This is a genomic window from Phenylobacterium sp., from assembly GCF_036563385.1.
In the GTDB taxonomy this organism is placed as follows: domain Bacteria; phylum Pseudomonadota; class Alphaproteobacteria; order Caulobacterales; family Caulobacteraceae; genus Phenylobacterium.
The window spans coordinates 66,637-84,109 of record NZ_DATCML010000011.1 but is presented as its reverse complement, the minus strand read 5'-3'; the positions used below and the strand labels follow the sequence as shown (position 1 = coordinate 84,109).

Sequence of the window (17,473 nt, the reverse complement as noted above, 5' to 3'; positions counted from 1 at the left end):
GCGTATGGTCCGCGCCCTCGCCGAATACGCTGTAAAGCACGCCAGGGAGACGGCCCATGAACCTCGACTTCACGCCTGAAGAGAACGCCTTCCGCGAAGAGGTCCGGGCCTTCATCCGCGACAACTATCCGGCCGAGCTGCGCAAGGCGCAGGACGAGCATCGCCAGCTCACCAAGGACGAGTACCTGATGTGGCACAAGGTGCTCGCCAACAAGGGCTGGGTCGCGCCGTCCTGGCCGGTGGAGCACGGCGGCACGGGCTGGACGCCCACCCAGAAGTACATCTGGTCCGAGGAACTGGCGAAGGCCGACGCCCTGCCGGTCCTGCCGTTCGGCGTCAACATGCTGGCCCCGGTGATCTACACCTTCGGCACCGAGGAGCAGAAGAAGAAGTTCCTGCCCGGCATCTACAACGGCGAGGTCTGGTGGTGCCAGGGCTACTCCGAGCCCGGCGCCGGCTCCGACCTGGCCAGCTTGAAGACCCGCGCCGAGCGGATCACCGCCGACGACGGCAAGGAGTACTACATCGTCAACGGCCAGAAGACGTGGACGACACTGGGCCAGTTCGCCGATTGGGGCTTCTTTCTGGTCCGCACCGACCCGAACGCCAAGCCGCAGTCGGGCATCTCCTTCCTGCTGATCGACATGAAGACGCCGGGCGTCACCGTGCGCCCGATCATCACCCTGGAGGGCGGCCACGAGGTCAACGACGTCTTCCTCGACAATGTGAAGGTGCCGGTCGAGAACCGCATCTTCCACGAGAACCAGGGCTGGACCTGCGCCAAGGCCCTGCTCGCCCACGAGCGCTCGGGCATCGCGGGCGTCGCCCGCTCCAAGCGCAACCTCGAGAAGCTCCGCCAGATCGCCGGCACTGAACGCTCCGACGCCGGCGGCAGCCTGATCGGCGACGCCTTCTTCCGCCGCAAGGTGGCCGAGCTGGAGATCGACCTGACGGCCCTGGAGTTCACCGAGCTGCGCACGCTCGCGGGCGAGTCCAGCGGCAAGGGCCCTGGCCCGGAGAGCTCGATCCTTAAGATCAAGGGCACCGAGATCCAGCAGCGCCTGCAGGAGCTGGCGCTCGAGGCCGTCGGCCACTACGGGGCCCCGTTCCTGCGCGACCTCGGCGACAACTTCCAGGCGGGTCCCGACTACGCCCGCGGCCTGGCCGGGGAGTATTTCAACGGCCGCAAGACCTCGATCTACGGCGGCTCCAACGAGATCCAGCGCAACATCATCGCCAAGATGGTGCTGGGCCTCTAGGCCAGCCGCGCTTCCGCCGTCATTCTCAGATGCACAGACCCCTCCCGGCCGCCGGGAGGGGCGCTACCGGAGTAGGTCCTTCCGATGGATTTCAGCTTCACCGAAGAACAGTCGATGCTGCGCGACACGGTCGCGAGCTACCTGGCCGACACCTACGACTTCGACAAGCGCCGCGCGGCGATCGGCAAGGAGCCGGGCTGGCGGCCGGAGGTCTGGAAGGCCTTCGCCGAGGAGCTGGGCATCCTGGGCGCGCCGTTCTCCGAGGAGCTGGGCGGCCTGGGCGGCGGCCCGATCGAGAACATGGTGGTCATGGAGGAGCTGGGTAAGGCCCTGGTGGTCGAGCCCTACCTGCCGACCGTGGTGATCGGCGGCGGCTTCCTGAAGCACTCGGGCCACGCCGGCGCCGCCGACCTGATCGGCGAGATCATCGCGGGTACGGCCACCTTCGCCTTCGCCTACGCCGAGCCGCAGGGCCGCTACAACATCGCCGACCTGACCACCACCGCCCGCAAGGACGGCTCGGGCTATGTGATCAACGGCCGCAAGGCCGTGGTGGTCGGCGCGCCGTGGGCCACCCACCTGATCGTCACCGCCCGCACCGGCGGCGCCCAGCGCGACGCTCAGGGGATCTCGGTCTTCGTGGTGCCGAAGGACGCCGACGGCGTCTCCACCCGCGACTACCCGACGGTCGACGGCAGCCGCGCCTCGGAGATCACCTTCGAGAACGTCAGCGTCGGGGCCGACGCCCTGCTGGGGCCGGCCGACAACGGCCTGCCGCTGCTGGAGAAGGTGCTGGACGAGGCCATCGCCGCCACCTGCGCCGAAGGCGTCGGCGTCCTGCGCAAGCTGCACGAGGGCACGCTCGAGTACACCAAGCAGCGCAAGCAGTTCGGCGCGCCCATCTCGTCCTTCCAGGTGCTGCAGCACCGGATGGTCGACATGTTCATCAACGTCGAGCAGTCGATCTCCATGACCTACATGGCGACCATCAAGCTTGCCGACGACGCCGAGCGCTCCAAGGCCGTCTCGGCCGCCAAGGTCCAGCTCGGCAAGGCCTGCAAGTTCGTCGGCCAGAACGCCATCCAGCTGCACGGCGGCATGGGCATGACCGACGAGATGGCCATCGGCCACTACTTCAAGCGCGCGACCATGATCGAGAGCGCCTTCGGCAACACCGATCATCACCTGGCCCGCTACGAGTTCCTGAGTCTCGGCCAGGCCGCCTGATCCATGGGCAAGGAGGCGCAGGTCCGCGCCGCCTTCGCCGACGGGACGGATGAGGGGCGGCTCCAGCTGGAGCCGCCCCGTCTCGTTTTCCGGGGCGCCCAGCGCCGGGTCTGGCAGGGCGCGGCCCTGGCTGGTGTCCGGGCCGACCAGGGCGATCTCGTTCTTGCCGACGGGGCCCGGTTCAGCCTTGGAGAAAGACAGGCCATCGCCTGGGCCGAGGCGATCCTGCGGCCCAAGGGTCGGGTGGAGAAGATCGGCGTGAAGGCCGGCATGCGGGCCGCGATCCTGGGCGTCGACGATCCCGATCTTGCGGCCGAGCTGGCGGCCGCGGGCGCGATCCTGACGCACGAGCGGCGCGACCTGGACTTGCTGTTCTATGCCGCCGACAGCACCGACCAGCTGTCGCGTCTCGGCGAGATTCTCCCGGCGCTCGCCGAACGGGGCGCGCTCTGGATCGCGTCGCGGAAGGGCAAGGCGGCCACCGTGAGGGACCTCGACGTCATGGCCGCCGCCAAGGCCTGCGGCCTGGTCGACAACAAGGTGGTGGGCTTCTCCGTCACCCACACCGCGTTGCGTTTGGTGCGGCGCAGGACCTGACCCTTTCCGTACCGGCCGAGGTTGCCCCCGCCGGCGCAGCACCCTAACCGGGGCGCGATGTCTCTCCGCGACTTCGGCCTGCTGGTGATGGTCTGCCTGATCTGGGCGATCAACAACGTGCTTTCCAAGTACGTGGTCAGCGTCATGGATGTGCCGCCGCTGTTCTATGCGGCGCTCCGCTTCGCCCTGGTGCTGGTCTGCGTGCTGCCGTGGCTGTTCCCGGCGCCGCGGCCGCTCTGGCGGCTGGTGGTGGTGGCGCTGCTGATGGGCGCGGTGAACTTCGCCCTCCTGTTCGTGGGCCTGACGCTCGCAACGCCATCGTCCGCCGCCGTGGTGCTGCAGCTCGGCGTGCCGATGACCATCCTCCTGTCCATGCTCATGCTGGGCGAGCGGGTCCGCTGGCGGCGCGGCATCGGCATCGCGCTCACCTTCCTCGGCGCGGTGACGGTGATGTGGGATCCGCACGGCTTCGCCATCTCGGCGGGCCTGTTGCTGGTCGCCGCCGCCGCCTTCGCCGGCTCGGTGGGCGCCGTCCTGATGAAGCAGCTCGAGGGCGTGAAGCCGCTGCAGTACCAGGCCTGGGTGGGCTTCACCTCCGTCTGGCCCCTGGCGGCGCTGTCGGCGGTGTTGGAGCCGGGCCAGGTGGACAAGGCGCTCCACGCCGGCTGGCCGTTCCTGGCCGCGCTGGTGTTCTCGGCCCTGGTCGTCTCGCTGCTGGCCCACTCGCTCTACTACGTGCTGGTCCAGCGTTACGAGGCGAACCTGATCTCGGCGTTGACGCTGATGACGCCCCTGGCCACCATCGCGCTCGGGGTGGCGGTCATGAAGGATCCGTTCGGCCTGCGGATGGCGATCGGCAGCGCCATCGCGCTGACCGGAGTCCTGATCATCGCGATCCGCGGCAACCAGGTCTGGCCCATGCTGCTCGCCATACGGAACCGCGCGCAATGAACGTCATCGAAGCCCCGTCGCCCAACTGGGACCACCGCACCGCGCCGCCGGATGTCCTGGTGCTGCACTACACGGGCATGCAGACCGGCCAGGCCGCCCTGGACCGGCTCCGCGACCCGGAGGCCAAGGTCTCCTCGCACTACCTGGTGGAGGAGGACGGCCGCGTCTTCCGGCTGGTGCCCGAAGAACGCCGCGCCTGGCACGCGGGCGTCTCGTTCTGGAAGGGCCAGCGCGGGCTGAACGGGACCTCCATCGGCATCGAGATCGTCAATCCCGGTCACGAGTTCGGCTACCGGCCCTTTCCGGAGGCGCAGATCGCTTCGGTGATCCAGCTGGTCGCCGACATCCGCACCCGCTGGACGATCGAGGACGGCAAGATCGTCGGCCACTCGGACATCGCGCCGGACCGCAAGGAAGATCCGGGCGAGCTGTTCCCCTGGAAGCGGCTGGCCGAGGCCGGCCACGGGCTCTGGGCGGAGGCGGCCGCCGCGCCCGGCGCGCCGCTGGCCGAAGGCGAGGCCGGGGCTGGCGTCTTCGCCCTGCAGGCGGGGCTCACCCGGCTGGGCTACGACTGCGCGCCCTCCGGGACGTACGACGCCCACACCAAAACCGTGGTCCGCGCCTTCCAGCGCCACTGGCGGCCCGAGCAGGTGGACGGCGTCGCGGACGGGGAGACCCGGGCGCGGCTGATCGCGCTGCTCAGGCTCGGCGGCTGATGCATCCGGCGCCGCTGTTCCATGTGGACGACGCCGAGCGGCTGGTCGCCCAGCTGGCGGACCAGCCGTTCCTGACGCTCGCCGCGTCGCCAGACGGCCGGCCGCGCGTCGCGCACGCGCCCGCCGTGGTGCGACGCCTGGCGGACGGCCTCGCCATCGACCTGCACATCTCCCGCGGTAATGCGCTGGCGCCCTTCCTCGCCGATGGCTTCCGCGCGGTAGCGGTCAGCCTGGGCCCGGAGGCCTACGTCAGCCCCGACTGGTACGAGAGCGCCGACCAGGTGCCCACGTGGAACTATGTCTCCGTGGAGGCCGAGGGTCCGGTGACTCTGTTGGACGAGGCTGGCCTGGTCGCCCAGCTGGATGCGCTGTCCGCCCAGGAGGAGGCGCGGTTGCTGCCGAAACCGCCCTGGACCCGGGCCAAGATGACGCCGGGCGTGTTCGAGCGGATGGTCCGCGGCATCGTCGGTTGCCGGCTGACGGTGGAGCGGCTGGAGGGCATCTCCAAGCTGTCGCAGAATAAGCCGGAGGCCGACCGGCTCGGCGTGATCGCCGCCCTGGGCGACCATCCGCTCGCCCGGCTGATGGAAAATGGGCCGGAATGACACCGGCTTGACCTGACCGCACCGAGCGACCAGTTTCCGCGCGGACCAGACGGCCGGGCGGTCGCGGGCGCAAGCTCGAGGAAAGTCCGGGCTCCACGACGACATGGCGGCGGGTAACGCCCGCCGGGGGCGACCCCAGGGATAGCGCCACAGAAAGCAAACCTCCTCCCGTGCGCGGGAGGGAAGGGTGAAAGGGTGGGGTAAGAGCCCACCGCGTGCCTGGCAACAGGGACGGCATGGCAAGCCCCGCCAGGAGCAAGACCGAATAGGGACCGCGCGCACCGAGCGATCGGGGCAGGGCCGTCGTTGGCCCGAGCAGGTCCGGGTAGGTCGCGAGAACCGGCCCGCGAGGGTCGGTCCAGAGGAATGGCCGCCGCGTCCCTTCGGGGGCGGCACAGAACCCGGCTTACAGGCCGTCTGGTCCGCTAGCTCCCGCTGTTGCTCTCCTCTCCCACGCTGCAGGCGGGGGAGAGGGTAGGGTGAGGGCCGGCTGGGCTCCTTCCGCCACTCCGCATGCGACCCCGAGGGCCCTCGTCCTCTCATTCGGCGCGATCGCATCGCACGAGCCGGCCCTCACCCCACCCTCTCCCGCTCCGCGGGAGAGGCGATGCCGACCAGGTTCGCGGCCCGAGCTTAACCAGTTCTCTGTACGTTCTGTGGATAAGTAGATCCCGCCCGAAAACCTCGGCTGCGACATCATTGATTCCACGCATCTGAGTCGTGTGGAGTCATTGTATCCCAATTCGTCCCATGTTAACCCAAACACCATTCGCTAACCACGTCGGCGCGCGCCTGCTTCGCAAGTGACGCGCCGACATCCGGGGAGTGGCGGCGGGGCGACCGGGGGTGCGGTCGCAAGGGCAGGGATCGGACAGGCGGTGTTTCTCTCGACGTTCGAGAAACAGCTGGACGCCAAGCGGCGCATCGTCGTGCCGCAGGAATTCCGCGCCCTGGCGTCTGGCCCGTTCGACGGCGTGTTCTGCTTCCCCTCCATCGAGGCCGACTGCATCGAGGGCGGCGGCAAAGCCCTGTTCGACCGCTACAACGGGGTGATCGAGGAGCTGCCGTTCGGCGATCCGCTGCGCTCGGCGCTGGAGACCTCGGTGCTCGGCGGCATGGCCCGGCTCTCCTTCGACACCGCGGGCCGCATCACGCTTCCCGAGTCGCTTTGCGAGATGTTCGGCCTGACCGACTGGGTGGTGGTCGTGGGCCTCGGCGACCGCTTCCAGATCTGGCAGCGCGAGGCCTTCCAGGCCCACCGCGCCGCCCAGCGCGAGCTCGCCCGCGAAGGCCTCGCCCAGCTGCGCGCGCAGCAGCGCGCCGCCAAGCTCGGGGGCGGCCAATGACCGAGGCCCCGCACGTCTCCGTCCTGCGCGACGAGGTGGTCGAAGCCCTGGCGCCGGCGCCCGGAGAGACGCACGTGGACGGCACCTTCGGAGCGGGCGGCTACACCCGCGCCATCCTCGCGACCGGCGCGACCGTCGTGGCCTTCGATCGCGACCCCACGGCCCGCCGCTTCGCCGACGGGCTGCCCGGCGACCGGTTCCGACTGGTGGAGGCCCGCTTCTCCGAGATGGACGAGGTGGTGGGCGCCGGCGCGGTGGACGGGGTGGCGCTCGACCTCGGCGTCTCCTCCATGCAGCTCGACGAGCCCGATCGCGGGTTCTCCTTCATGCGCGACGGGCCGCTCGACATGCGCATGGGCGCAAGCGGCCAGACCGCCGCCGACCTGGTGAACACCGCCGAGCCGGCCGAGCTCGCGCGCATCCTGTTCGTCTATGGCGAGGAGCGGCAGAGCCGCCGCGTCGCCGCCGCCATCGCGCGCCGCCGCGCCGAGCAGCCGTTCACCCGCACCGTGGAGCTCGCCGAGTTCATCGAGAAGGCGCTGGGCGGCCGCCGCGGGGCCAAGGTCCACCCCGCCACCCGCTCGTTCCAGGCGATCCGGATCGCCGTCAACGAAGAGCTGGCCGAACTTGAATCCGGCCTGGTCGCCGCCGAACGGGCGCTCAAACCGGGCGGCCGCCTCTGCGTCGTCACGTTCCATTCGCTGGAAGACAGAATCGTCAAAAGCTTCCTGACGGTGCGAGCGGGTAGAACGCCGTCGGGATCGCGCCACGCGCCGCCGGTCGAGGCCAGCGGCGCGCCGAGCTTCCGGCTCCTCTTCAACGGTGCGAAGTCGCCGGGCGAAGCGGAGGTGGCGGCTAATCCCAGAGCCCGTTCGGCGAAGTTGAGAGCGGCCGTGCGCACCGAGGCGCCGGTCTGGAGTGACGCGGCATGAGCCTGCTTGACCGGAGGGTGCGTGGTTTCCGCCTGGTCGACCTGGTGGCCCTGGGGCTGCTGGTGGTGCTGATCCTGGGCGTCTACCTGTTCAAGACCGTCGCTGGGCGCGAGCGCGCCGAGATCGCCCGGATCGAGCGGCAGATCGCCGCCGAGAAGGCTCGCATCCGTCTGCTGCAGGCCGAGGTCAGCCACCTGGAGCAGCCCTCTCGCATCGAGCGGCTGTCCACCGCCTACCTGGGGCTGGTGCCCGTGTCGGTGAAGCGCGAAGCCTCGACCGAGACCCTGCTGGACGTGGCGCGCAACCCGGCCCCGCCTGTGGTCGTGATCCCGCCCCCCGCCGTCGGCGCCGCTCCGGCGGTGGCGGAAGAGACCGGCGCCGCCCTCGAGGTCGCCGCCGTCCCCGAGGAGGCCCAATGAGCCTCGTGCAGCACGGCTTCGGCGGGCCGCAGCTCTCGCGCTGGCTGACCCGCTGGATGTGGGGCCTGGAGCATGCCTTCGAGCGCGCGCGCGCCTCGGGCAAGGCCGAGGACGACACCCGCATCCGCATCTTCTTCGTCCTGGCGATCTTCGCCTTCGCCTTCCTGACCCTGGCGGTCGGGGCGACGCGGGCGGCCCTGTTCTCCGGCCTGCGGCACGGCGAGGGGCTGGCGCCGATCGGCGGGGCGGCGCGCGCCGACCTGGTCGACCGCAACGGCCAGATGCTGGCCGCCGACCTGCTGCACTACGGCCTCTACATCGATCCCCGCGAGATCTGGGAGACGGCCGAGACCCGCGCCGCTCTCGTGCGCGCGCTGCCCGAACTCGACCGCCGACGGCTGGAACGCGCGCTGCGCGGCGAGCGCCGGGTGTTCGTGCTGGGCGGCCTCACCCCGGAACAGCGGGCTCGGGTGCACAGCCTGGGCCTGCCCGGCGTCTCCTTCGAGCCCGAGGAGCGCCGCGTCTATCCACTGGGATCCACCGCCGCCCACCTGATCGGCTTCGCCGACACCGGCGGCGAGGGCCTGACCGGCGCCGAGGCTGCATTGAACGAGGACATCCGGCGCGGCGCCGGCGGCAAGGCGGCCGTGCCCCTCTCCATCGACCTGCGCGTCCAGGCCGCGCTCGAGGACGAGCTCTACAAGGCCGCCGCCGAGTTCCAGCCGAAGGGCGCCGTGGGCATCGTCACCAACGTCCACACGGGCGAGATCCTGGGGATGGCCAACTACCCCACCTTCGACCCGAACAAGCCGGGCGCCGCGAGCGACGACGCCAAGCTGAACCGCGCCGCAGCCTCGGTGTTCGAGATGGGCTCGACCTTCAAGGCCTTCACCGTCGCCATCGGGCTGGACAGCGGTGTGGCGACGCCCAGCTCGACCTTCGATGCTCGCGAGCCCTACAAGCTCGGCTACCGCACGATCAGCGACTATCACGCCGCGCGTAAGATCCTGACTTTGGTGGAGGTTTTCCAGCATTCCTCCAACATCGGCACGGCCAAGCTGGCTGTCGCGGTGGGCCCCCAGCGCCTCCAGCAGTACTTCACCAACCTCGGCCTCACGAGCCCGGCCAAGGTCGAGCTGATCGAGAGCGCCCGCCCCCTGACGCCCAAGAAGTGGGACGAGGACGCCGTCGCCTCCACCTCCTTCGGCCACGGCATGAACGTGTCGCCCCTGTCGCTGGTGATCGCCTACAACACCGTCATGAACGGCGGCGTGCTCCGGCCGTTGACCATCCGCAAGGTGGACCCGGGCCAGGTCCCGGAAGGACGGCGGGTGATGTCCGAGCGCACCTCGGCTCAGATGCTGCAGATCATGCGGGCCAACGTCACCGGCGGCTCCGGCAAGTCGGCCAACGTCCCGGGCCTGTCGGTGGGCGGCAAGACCGGCACCGGCGAGAAGTACGACCCGGCGATCCGCGGCTACTCCAAGCAGCGGCAGGTCTCCTCCTTCGCCGCCGCCTTCCCGACTGAAGGCGCGGTGGGCGAGCCCCGCTACTTCGTGCTGATCCTCATGGACGAGCCCCACCCCAGCGCCCGCACCTTTGGCTTCTCCACCGGCGGCTGGGTCGCCGCGCCGGCCGCCGGCCGCGTGATCGAGCGCATCGCCCCGTTCCTGGGCGTGAAGCGCAAGACCGACATCCTGACCCTCGCCGAGGGCCAGGCGCCGCCGCCCCCCGGGGTGCAGTGATGGCCCGCCTCTCCAATCTGGTGAAGCGTGACCTCGGCCAAGATCCCGAAATCACGGGAGTCACCGCCGACAGCCGCAAGGTGCAGCCGGGCTTCCTGTTCGCCGCCCTGCCGGGCAGCAAGGTCGACGGCGCGGCGTTCGCCGCCAGGGCGGTCGCCGCGGGCGCGGCCGCGGTGATCGCGGAGCGGGACCTCGGCCTCGCCGTGCCCACTGTGGCCACCCCGGATCCGCGCCGGGCCTACGCCCTCGCGGCCGCCAACTTCTGGAGGCACCAGCCGCAGACCTGCGTCGCGGTCACCGGCACCAACGGCAAGACCTCGGTGGCCAACTTCTGCCGGCAGGTGTTCGCCCAGGCCGGCCGCACCTCGGCCAGCATGGGCACTCTGGGTGTCACCGTCAGCCATCCGGACGGGCGGCACGATCAGGTGACCCCGCCTGGCCTCACCACTCCCGACGCCGCGGACGTCGCCGAACTGCTGGCCCGCATCACGGCCATGGGCGTGACCCACTTCGCCATGGAGGCGTCTTCCCACGGCGTCGACCAGCGTCGCCTCGACGGGGTGAAGCTGAAGGCCGCCGGCTACCTGAACCTGACCCAGGATCACCTGGACTATCACGGCACCATGGAGGCTTACCGCGCCGCCAAGCTGCGCCTGTTCGAGACCCTGCTGCCGCGCGGCGGCGTGGCGGTGCTGAACGCCGACAGCGACGACTTCCCCGCCTTCGCCGCGGCCGCCGCCTGCGCGGGCCAGACGGTGTTCAGCGTCGGCGAGGCGGGGCAGGGGCTGAAGCTCGCCTCGCGCAGCCTGCTGCCGGAAGGCCAGCGCCTGCAGATCCTGGCCGATGGGCGCACCTACGACGTCCGCCTGCCGCTCGCCGGCGGCTTCCAGGCGTCCAACGCCCTGGTGGCGGCTGGCCTGTGTCTCGCCGCCGGTCTGAGCCTCGACGAAACCTTCGCCGGCCTGGAACGCCTGGAAGGCGCCCCCGGTCGCCTGCAGCGCGTGGGGCAGGGCCCCCGCGGCGGCGAGGCCTATGTGGACTACGCCCATACCCCGGATGGGCTGGAGACCGTGCTGAAGGCGCTGCGGCCGCACGTCACCGGCAAGCTGGTCGTGGTTTTCGGGGCCGGCGGCGACCGCGACCGCACCAAGCGGCCGATCATGGGCCGGATCGCCGCCGAGCTGGCGGACGTGGCCATCGTGACCGACGACAACCCGCGCTCCGAGGATCCCGCGGCGATCCGCGCCGAGGTGCTGGCCGGGGCTGTGGGGGCCAAGGACATCGGCGACCGTCGCGAGGCGATCCGCGCCGGCGCCGCCTTGCTCAGCGAGGGCGACATCCTGGTGGTGGCCGGCAAGGGCCACGAGCAGGGCCAGACCATCGCCGGCGTCACCCATCCCTTTGACGACGTCACCGAAACGCTCGCCGCGCTGGAGCTGGTCCATGGCTGAGCCCCTCTGGACGTCCGACGAGCTCGCCGCCGCCGTGGGCGGGAAGGCGACCAGCGCCTTCGCGACCGATGGCGTCTCCATCGACACCCGCTCCATCGAGCCGGGCGACCTGTTTGTGGCGCTCGCAGGCGTGCGTGACGGTCACGAATTCGTCGCCCAGGCGCTGGCCGCCGGCGCCACGGGGGTGCTGGCGTCCAAGCCCGTGGACGCGCCCGCCGTCATGGTGGACCACACCTTCGCCGCTCTGGAAAAGCTCGGCGTCGCCGCCCGCGAGCGGGCGCCGCAGGTGCGTCGCGGCGCCGTGACCGGCTCGGTGGGCAAGACCAGCGTGACCCAGGCCATCATGGCCGGGCTCAAGCTCGCCGGACGCGCCCACTCCTCGGTCAAGTCCTACAACAACCACATCGGCGTGCCGCTGACCCTGGCGCGCATGCCCCGCGACGCCGAGCGCGCGGTGTTCGAGATCGGCATGAACCACGCCGACGAGATCCGGCCCCTGGCGAAATTCGTTCGCCCCCACGCCGTGGTGGTCACCACGGTGGGCCCGGTGCACGTGGAGAACTTCCCCGACGGTGAGGAAGGCGTCGCCCGCGCGAAGGCCGAAATCTTCGACGGGCTCGAGCCCGGCGGCGTCGCTGTCCTGAACGCCGACAACCGCTGGTTCGAGCTGCTCAAGACCGAGGCCGAGAAGGTCGGCGCCACGGTGCGCACCTTCGGGACGCGTGAGGGCTGTGACGCCCGCCTGATCGACTTCCAGGTCCCCGGGGGCCACGCGGTGGTGCAGGCCCGCCTGCACGGAAAGGCGCTGGACTTCCCGATCCTGCAAACCGGCTTCCACTGGGGCCTGAACAGCATGGCCGTCCTGCTGATGCTGGAGGCGCTGGACGTCGACCTGAACGCCAGCCTGGCGGCGCTCGGCTCGTTCGAGCCGCTGGCCGGACGCGGAGCCGAAAAGCGCCTCCGCATCCGAGGCGGCGAGGTCACCCTGATCGACGAGAGCTACAACGCCAACCCGATCTCCATGGCCTCGGCGATCGCTACCCTGGGCGCGCGTGCGACCGAGGGGCGGCGCATCGTCGCGCTGACCGACATGCTTGAGCTGGGCGCCGACGCCCCGGCCTTCCACGCGTCCCTCGCGCAGCCCTTGGAGACGGCCGGGATCGACCGCGTCTTCTGCGCCGGGCCGCTGATGAAAAGCCTCTGGGACGCCCTTCCGCCGACTCGCCGGGGCGCGTACGCCGAAAGCGCGGCCGAACTCGCGCCGCAGGTCGTCCAGGCCGTAGAGCCCGGCGATCTGGTGATGGTGAAGGGGTCGAATGGAAGCCGGGCCGGCGCGATCGCGCAGGCGCTGAGCGCGCTCGACTCCGAAGGTGGGGAGGGCGGCCGATGATCTACTGGCTTTACGAGCTGCTGGCCGCCGGCGGCTACATCCCCGGCCTCAACGTCCTGAAGTACCAGACGACCCGCACGGGCCTGGCGATCTTCACCGCCCTCATCATCGTGGTGCTGATGGGCTCGCGCTTCATCCGCTGGATGCAGGCCAAGCAGGGCAAGGGCCAGCCGATCCGCAAGGAAGGCATCGAGCGCCATATCGTCGAGAAGGCCGGCACCCCGACCATGGGCGGGGTCATGATCCTGGCCGGCCTGCTGGGCGGCACCCTGCTTTGGGGCGACCTGTCCAACCCGTACATTTGGGCGGTGATGATCGTGACCGCCGGCTACGGCGCGCTGGGCTTCCTGGACGACTACGCCAAGGTCACCAAGCAGACCACAGAGGGTGTGTCGGGCAAGGTCCGCCTGCTGCTCGAAGCGCTGATCGCCATGGCCGCGGTGGCCATCATCGTGGTCTTCGCGGCGCGTCCGCCCGAGATGCCGCAGCTGCTGACGACGGTGACCTTCCCGATCTTCAAGCAGGCCTACCTCGACCTGGGCTGGGGCTACCTGCTGTTCGGCGCCTTCATCATCGTGGGCGCAGCCAACGCGGTGAACTTCACCGACGGGCTGGACGGGCTGGCCACCGTGCCGGTGATGATCGCCGCGGCCACTTACGGCCTGATCGCCTATGTGGTCGGGAACTTCGTCTTCTCGAACTACCTGCAGCTCCACTTCGTCCCGGGCGTGGGCGAGATCTCCGTCTTCTGCGGGGCGCTGATCGGGGCCGGTCTGGGCTTCCTCTGGTACAACGCCCCGCCGGCCAAGATCTTCATGGGCGACACCGGCTCCCTGGCGCTCGGCGGCGCGGTGGGCACGATCGCGGTGGCCACGCGGCACGAGATCATCCTGGCGGTGATCGGCGGCCTGTTCGTGGCCGAGACCCTGTCGGTGATGATCCAGGTCGCCTCGTTCAAGCTCACGGGCAAGCGGGTGTTCCGGATGGCGCCGGTGCACCACCATTTCGAGAAGCTCGGCTGGTCCGAGAGCACGGTCGTGATCCGCTTCTGGATCGTCGCCGTAGTGCTCGCCCTCGTCGGCCTCGCCACGCTCAAGCTGCGGTAGGGGAGGGGAAGCGCAAGCCATGATCCCGGTCCGCGGCTTCGAAGGGAAGACGGTGGCGGTGTTCGGCCTGGCCCGCACCGGCCTGGCGGCCGCGCGCGCCCTGATGGCCGGCGGCGCCCAGGTGGCCCTGTGGGACGAGAACCCGAAGACCCGCGCCGCCGCCGAGGCCGAGGGCTTCAAGCTCGTCGACCTCTCCTCGGCCGACTGGAGCGGCTTCGCAGCCCTCATGCTGTCGCCGGGCGTGCCGCTCACCCATCCCGCGCCGCACTGGACGGTGGAGCGCGCCCGCGCCGCCGGCGTGGAGATTCTCGGGGACGTGGAGCTCTTCGCCCGGACGGTGAACGCCGCGCCGGAGCACAAGCGGCCGAAGATCGTCGCCATCACCGGCACCAACGGCAAGTCCACCACCACCGCGCTGATCGCCCACATCTGCGCCCAGGCGGGCCGGGACGTGCGCATGGGCGGCAACATCGGCTTCGGGGTGCTGGGCCTCGAGGACATGCACGGCGGCGCCGTCTACGTGCTGGAGCTGTCGTCCTACCAGCTGGACCTGACCTCCAGCCTGCACCCCGACGTTTCCATCATCCTCAACATCTCGCCCGACCACCTGGACCGCCACGGCGGCATGGAAGGCTACGTCGCCGCCAAGCGCCGCATCCTGCTGAACCAGGGCAAGGGCGACACGGCGGTCATCGGCGTCGATGATCCCTGGGGCGCGCGGATCTGCACCGAGATCACCGCCGCCAACCGCCGCACCATCGTGCCGGTTTCGGCGTCCAAGGCCATGGGGCGCGGCATCTACGCCCTGCAGGGCATGCTCTACGACGCCACGGCCGAGCGCGCCGTGGAGGTCGCCGACCTGACCCGCGCCCGCTCGCTGCCGGGCCGCCACAACTGGCAGAACGCGGCGGCCGCCTACGCCGCCGCGAAGGGCATCGGCATCGCCGCCGAGGAAGCCGCCGAGCACCTGATGACCTTCCCGGGCCTCGCCCACCGGATGGAGACCGTCGGGACCATCGGCAAGGTCCGCTTCGTCAACGACAGCAAGGCGACGAACACCGACGCCGCCCGCCAGGCCATGTCGAGCTACCCGCGCTTCTACTGGATCGCCGGCGGGCAGCCGAAGACCGGCGGGATCGAGGCGCTGGCCGATCTCTTTCCGCGCGTCGCCCGCGCCTACCTGATCGGCGAGGGTGCAGCGATGTTCGCCCAGACGCTGCAGGGCAAGGCCGAGGTCCGGGACTGCGGGACCATGGCCGCCGCCGTCCAGGCCGCCTACGCCGACGCCGCGGCCTCGGGCGAGGAGGCCATCGTTCTCCTGTCGCCCGCCGCCGCCTCGTTCGACCAGTTCAAGGACTTCGAGGAGCGTGGGGAGGCCTTCCGCGCCGCCGTCGCCGCGCTCGCCAGTCCCGCCGCCGCCAGCAAGGGCGCCGCATGACCACCGCGTCGCACGCCCACGCCTTCGCCCGCTCCGACCGCTCCCCGATCGGGGTGTGGTGGTGGACCGTCGACCGCTGGATGCTGGGCGTGGTCGCCGTGCTGATCTTCATCGGCGTTCTGATGTCGTTCGCCGCCAGCCCGGCGGCGGCGTCGCGCATGAACCTCGGCGATCCGTTCCACTTCGCGGTGCGCCAGTGCGTCTTCGCCGGCGCCTCGGCCTTCATCCTGATCACCGTCTCGATGCTGGACGTGCGCGGCGTTCGCCGGGCCGCCTTCTTCATCTGGGTGGCGGCGATCGCGGTGATGATCGCGCTCCCGTTCATCGGCCACAACGCCAAGGGCGCCACCCGCTGGCTGGAGTTCGGCGGCTTCACCTTCCAGCCGTCGGAATACATGAAGCCGGCCCTGATCATCCTGGTCGCCTGGATGTTCGCCGAGGGACAGAAGGGGCAGGGGGTGCCCGGCGTCTCCATCGCCTTCGCGCTCTACTTCGTCTCCGTCGCCCTGCTGCTGATCCAGCCCGACGTGGGCCAGACGGTGCTGATCACCGTGGCCTTCGGCGCGGCCTTCTGGATGGCGGGCGTGCCGCTCTCCTGGGTGATGCTGCTGGGCGCAACGGCCATCGCCGGCCTTTCGTCCACCTATTTCCTGTTCCCTCACGTGGCGAGCCGCGTGGACCGCTTCCTCAGTCCCGACAAGGCCGACACCCACCAGGTGGACCGCGCCGCCGAGGCCATCGCCGCCGGCGGCTTCTTCGGCCGCGGCCCGGGTGAGGGCGTCATGAAGCGCCACGTGCCCGACCTGCACACCGACTTCATCTATTCGGTGGGGGCCGAGGAATACGGCCTGGTCTTCTCGCTGCTGCTGATCTCGCTGTTCGGCTTCATCGTCATCCGCGGTCTCTACCGGGCCATGAAGCTGTCCGACCCGTTCGAGCAGGTCGCCGCCGCCGGCCTCTTCGTGCTCGTGGGCCAGCAGGCCTTCATCAATGTGGCTGTGAACCTGAACCTGATCCCCACAAAGGGCATGACCCTGCCGTTCATCAGCTACGGCGGCTCGTCCATGCTGGCCATGGGGCTGACGCTCGGCTTGGCCCTGGCCCTCACCCGGCGTCGCCCGGGCGCCTACCTGGCCAATGAAGGGCTCGCCAAGGCCGGCGCGTTCGCCTAGTGCCCCTGGCGTCATGAACAAGATCGCGGTCGTCGCCGCCGGGGGCACCGGCGGCCACCTGTTTCCGGCCCAGGCGCTGGCGGAGGCTCTGATCGCCCGCGGCTGGCGCATCGTCCTGGCTTCGGACGAGCGGGTGGCGGGCCTGGCCCAGGACTTCCCCGCCGAGGACCGCATCGGCCTGTCGGCCGCCACCTACAAGCCCGGCGATCCAATCGGCATGGCCAGGGCGGGCCTGGCGGTGATGGCCGGGGCGATGAAGGCGCGCCGCGAGTTCCGCAAGCTTGACCCCCGCGTCGTGGTGGGCTTCGGCGGCTATCCCTCGGCGCCGGCCCTGGTCGCCGCCCTGCTCGACCGCCGCCCGACGGTGATCCACGAGCAGAACGCCGTTATGGGCCGCACCAACCGGATGCTGGCCAGCCGGGTGACCACTGTGGCCTGCGCCTTCCCCACCCTGCAGAAGGCCCCGCCCAAGGTGGCCGGCCGCGCCGTGGTGGTCGGCAATCCGGTGCGCCCGCCGATCCGCGCCCTGGCCGAGCTGCCGTACGAGGCGCCGGAGCCCGGCGGCCTGGTGCGCCTGCTGGTGACGGGCGGCAGCCAGGGCGCGCGCCTGCTCTCCGAGCTGGTGCCCGAGGCCATTAAGATCCTGCCCGAGGACCTGCGCCAGCGGCTTGTCGTGCAGCAGCAGACCCGCGCGGAATCCATGAACGTCGCCCGGCGCGCCTATCGCGACGCCATGGTCGAGGCCGAGATCGCGCCCTTCTTCCGCGACCTCGCCAGCCGGCTGGCCGCCGCGCACCTGGTGGTTGGCCGCTCGGGGGCCGGCACGGTTTGCGAGCTCGCCGTGGCCGGGAAGCCCTCCATCCTCGTCCCCCTGGCCATCGCCATCGACGATGACCAGGGCCAGAACGCCCGTCTGCTGGCCGAGGCCGGCGGCGCGGAGGTCGCGCGCGAGCACCAGCTCACCGTCGACAGCTTGGCCGGCGCCCTCGAGAAGCTGCTCAACAACCCCGCCCGCCTCACCCGCATGGCCGCGGCCGCCCGCTCCGTCGCCATTCCGGACGCCGCCGAGCGCCTGGCCGATGTGGTCGAGCGCACCGCGCGCGGCAGCTGAAGGCGGCT

The 17,473-nt window shown here is 70.7% G+C and carries 16 protein-coding genes and 1 other RNA gene; all 17 read left to right on the top strand.

What is annotated here, in order from left to right:
• Nucleotides 1-56 precede the first annotated feature (56 nt).
• The 17 genes from VIL67_RS08585 to murG all read left to right on the top strand — a co-directional run bounded on the left by VIL67_RS08585 (nt 57) and on the right by murG (nt 17,465).
• Entirely contained in the window at nt 57-1,259 is a 1,203-nt protein-coding gene (locus VIL67_RS08585) for an acyl-CoA dehydrogenase family protein (RefSeq protein ID WP_332048461.1), read from the top strand.
• An 84-nt stretch (nt 1,260-1,343) separates the two neighbouring features.
• Nucleotides 1,344-2,486 (top strand): acyl-CoA dehydrogenase family protein, encoded by a 1,143-nt coding sequence (locus tag VIL67_RS08580; protein WP_332048460.1) that lies wholly within the window; start codon nt 1,344-1,346, stop codon nt 2,484-2,486.
• Nucleotides 2,487-2,489: 3 nt separating this feature from the next.
• The gene (locus tag VIL67_RS08575; protein WP_332048459.1) at nt 2,490-3,083 is read left to right on the top strand and encodes a DUF3052 family protein; all 594 of its coding nucleotides are present in this window, start codon (nt 2,490-2,492) and stop codon (nt 3,081-3,083) included.
• 57 nt (nt 3,084-3,140) lie between these two features.
• Nucleotides 3,141-4,034 (top strand): DMT family transporter, encoded by an 894-nt coding sequence (locus tag VIL67_RS08570; RefSeq protein WP_332048458.1) that lies wholly within the window; start codon nt 3,141-3,143, stop codon nt 4,032-4,034.
• Nucleotides 4,031-4,750, top strand: a complete 720-nt coding sequence (locus tag VIL67_RS08565; protein ID WP_332048457.1) for an N-acetylmuramoyl-L-alanine amidase — start codon at nt 4,031-4,033, stop codon at nt 4,748-4,750. The genes VIL67_RS08570 and VIL67_RS08565 overlap by 4 nt, the downstream gene beginning before the upstream one ends.
• Nucleotides 4,750-5,355 carry an FMN-binding negative transcriptional regulator gene (locus VIL67_RS08560; protein WP_332048456.1) on the top strand — a complete coding sequence of 202 codons (606 nt, stop codon included), beginning with the start codon at nt 4,750-4,752 and terminating at the stop codon, nt 5,353-5,355. The genes VIL67_RS08565 and VIL67_RS08560 overlap by 1 nt, the downstream gene beginning before the upstream one ends.
• Before the next feature lie 45 nt (nt 5,356-5,400).
• Nucleotides 5,401-5,780, top strand: an RNA gene (rnpB, locus tag VIL67_RS08555) — RNase P RNA component class A.
• A gap of 453 nt (nt 5,781-6,233) precedes the next feature.
• Nucleotides 6,234-6,701, top strand: coding sequence for a division/cell wall cluster transcriptional repressor MraZ (locus VIL67_RS08550; protein ID WP_332048455.1), 468 nt, complete (start codon nt 6,234-6,236; stop codon nt 6,699-6,701).
• Complete coding sequence (gene rsmH, locus VIL67_RS08545; RefSeq protein WP_332048454.1) at nt 6,698-7,633, top strand: 16S rRNA (cytosine(1402)-N(4))-methyltransferase RsmH; 936 nt, start codon at nt 6,698-6,700, stop codon at nt 7,631-7,633. Before VIL67_RS08550 ends, rsmH begins: the two co-directional genes overlap by 4 nt.
• Entirely contained in the window at nt 7,630-8,052 is a 423-nt protein-coding gene (gene ftsL / locus VIL67_RS08540; RefSeq protein WP_332048453.1) for a cell division protein FtsL, read from the top strand. The genes rsmH and ftsL overlap by 4 nt, the downstream gene beginning before the upstream one ends.
• Nucleotides 8,049-9,797, top strand: a complete 1,749-nt coding sequence (locus VIL67_RS08535) for a peptidoglycan D,D-transpeptidase FtsI family protein (protein WP_332048452.1) — start codon at nt 8,049-8,051, stop codon at nt 9,795-9,797. Before ftsL ends, VIL67_RS08535 begins: the two co-directional genes overlap by 4 nt.
• Entirely contained in the window at nt 9,797-11,248 is a 1,452-nt protein-coding gene (locus VIL67_RS08530) for a UDP-N-acetylmuramoyl-L-alanyl-D-glutamate--2,6-diaminopimelate ligase (protein WP_332048451.1), read from the top strand. The genes VIL67_RS08535 and VIL67_RS08530 overlap by 1 nt, the downstream gene beginning before the upstream one ends.
• On the top strand, nt 11,241-12,638 hold the full coding sequence (locus VIL67_RS08525; protein ID WP_332048450.1) for a UDP-N-acetylmuramoyl-tripeptide--D-alanyl-D-alanine ligase: 1,398 nt from the start codon (nt 11,241-11,243) through the stop codon (nt 12,636-12,638). The genes VIL67_RS08530 and VIL67_RS08525 overlap by 8 nt, the downstream gene beginning before the upstream one ends.
• Complete coding sequence (gene mraY, locus VIL67_RS08520; RefSeq protein ID WP_332048449.1) at nt 12,635-13,744, top strand: phospho-N-acetylmuramoyl-pentapeptide-transferase; 1,110 nt, start codon at nt 12,635-12,637, stop codon at nt 13,742-13,744. Before VIL67_RS08525 ends, mraY begins: the two co-directional genes overlap by 4 nt.
• A 19-nt stretch (nt 13,745-13,763) precedes the next feature.
• A complete protein-coding gene (gene murD / locus VIL67_RS08515) occupies nt 13,764-15,182 on the top strand; it encodes a UDP-N-acetylmuramoyl-L-alanine--D-glutamate ligase (RefSeq protein WP_332048448.1) in 1,419 nt (472 codons plus the stop codon).
• Entirely contained in the window at nt 15,179-16,354 is a 1,176-nt protein-coding gene (ftsW, locus tag VIL67_RS08510) for a putative lipid II flippase FtsW (RefSeq protein ID WP_332048446.1), read from the top strand. The genes murD and ftsW overlap by 4 nt, the downstream gene beginning before the upstream one ends.
• A 13-nt stretch (nt 16,355-16,367) precedes the next feature.
• Nucleotides 16,368-17,465, top strand: a complete 1,098-nt coding sequence (murG, locus tag VIL67_RS08505; RefSeq protein WP_332048445.1) for an undecaprenyldiphospho-muramoylpentapeptide beta-N-acetylglucosaminyltransferase — start codon at nt 16,368-16,370, stop codon at nt 17,463-17,465.
• Nucleotides 17,466-17,473 lie beyond the last annotated feature (8 nt).

What these genes read in the sequence shown, in the direction of transcription:
- VIL67_RS08585 (WP_332048461.1), top strand. Translation starts at nt 57, where the DNA reads ATGAACCTCGACTTCACGCCTGAAGAGAACGCCTTCCGCGAAGAGGTC.
- VIL67_RS08580 (WP_332048460.1), top strand. Translation starts at nt 1,344, where the DNA reads ATGGATTTCAGCTTCACCGAAGAACAGTCGATGCTGCGCGACACGGTC.
- VIL67_RS08575 (WP_332048459.1), top strand. Translation starts at nt 2,490, where the DNA reads ATGGGCAAGGAGGCGCAGGTCCGCGCCGCCTTCGCCGACGGGACGGAT.
- VIL67_RS08570 (WP_332048458.1), top strand. Translation starts at nt 3,141, where the DNA reads ATGTCTCTCCGCGACTTCGGCCTGCTGGTGATGGTCTGCCTGATCTGG.
- VIL67_RS08565 (WP_332048457.1), top strand. Translation starts at nt 4,031, where the DNA reads ATGAACGTCATCGAAGCCCCGTCGCCCAACTGGGACCACCGCACCGCG.
- VIL67_RS08560 (WP_332048456.1), top strand. Translation starts at nt 4,750, where the DNA reads ATGCATCCGGCGCCGCTGTTCCATGTGGACGACGCCGAGCGGCTGGTC.
- rsmH (WP_332048454.1), top strand. Translation starts at nt 6,698, where the DNA reads ATGACCGAGGCCCCGCACGTCTCCGTCCTGCGCGACGAGGTGGTCGAA.
- ftsL (WP_332048453.1), top strand. Translation starts at nt 7,630, where the DNA reads ATGAGCCTGCTTGACCGGAGGGTGCGTGGTTTCCGCCTGGTCGACCTG.
- VIL67_RS08535 (WP_332048452.1), top strand. Translation starts at nt 8,049, where the DNA reads ATGAGCCTCGTGCAGCACGGCTTCGGCGGGCCGCAGCTCTCGCGCTGG.
- VIL67_RS08530 (WP_332048451.1), top strand. Translation starts at nt 9,797, where the DNA reads ATGGCCCGCCTCTCCAATCTGGTGAAGCGTGACCTCGGCCAAGATCCC.
- VIL67_RS08525 (WP_332048450.1), top strand. Translation starts at nt 11,241, where the DNA reads ATGGCTGAGCCCCTCTGGACGTCCGACGAGCTCGCCGCCGCCGTGGGC.
- mraY (WP_332048449.1), top strand. Translation starts at nt 12,635, where the DNA reads ATGATCTACTGGCTTTACGAGCTGCTGGCCGCCGGCGGCTACATCCCC.
- murD (WP_332048448.1), top strand. Translation starts at nt 13,764, where the DNA reads ATGATCCCGGTCCGCGGCTTCGAAGGGAAGACGGTGGCGGTGTTCGGC.
- ftsW (WP_332048446.1), top strand. Translation starts at nt 15,179, where the DNA reads ATGACCACCGCGTCGCACGCCCACGCCTTCGCCCGCTCCGACCGCTCC.
- murG (WP_332048445.1), top strand. Translation starts at nt 16,368, where the DNA reads ATGAACAAGATCGCGGTCGTCGCCGCCGGGGGCACCGGCGGCCACCTG.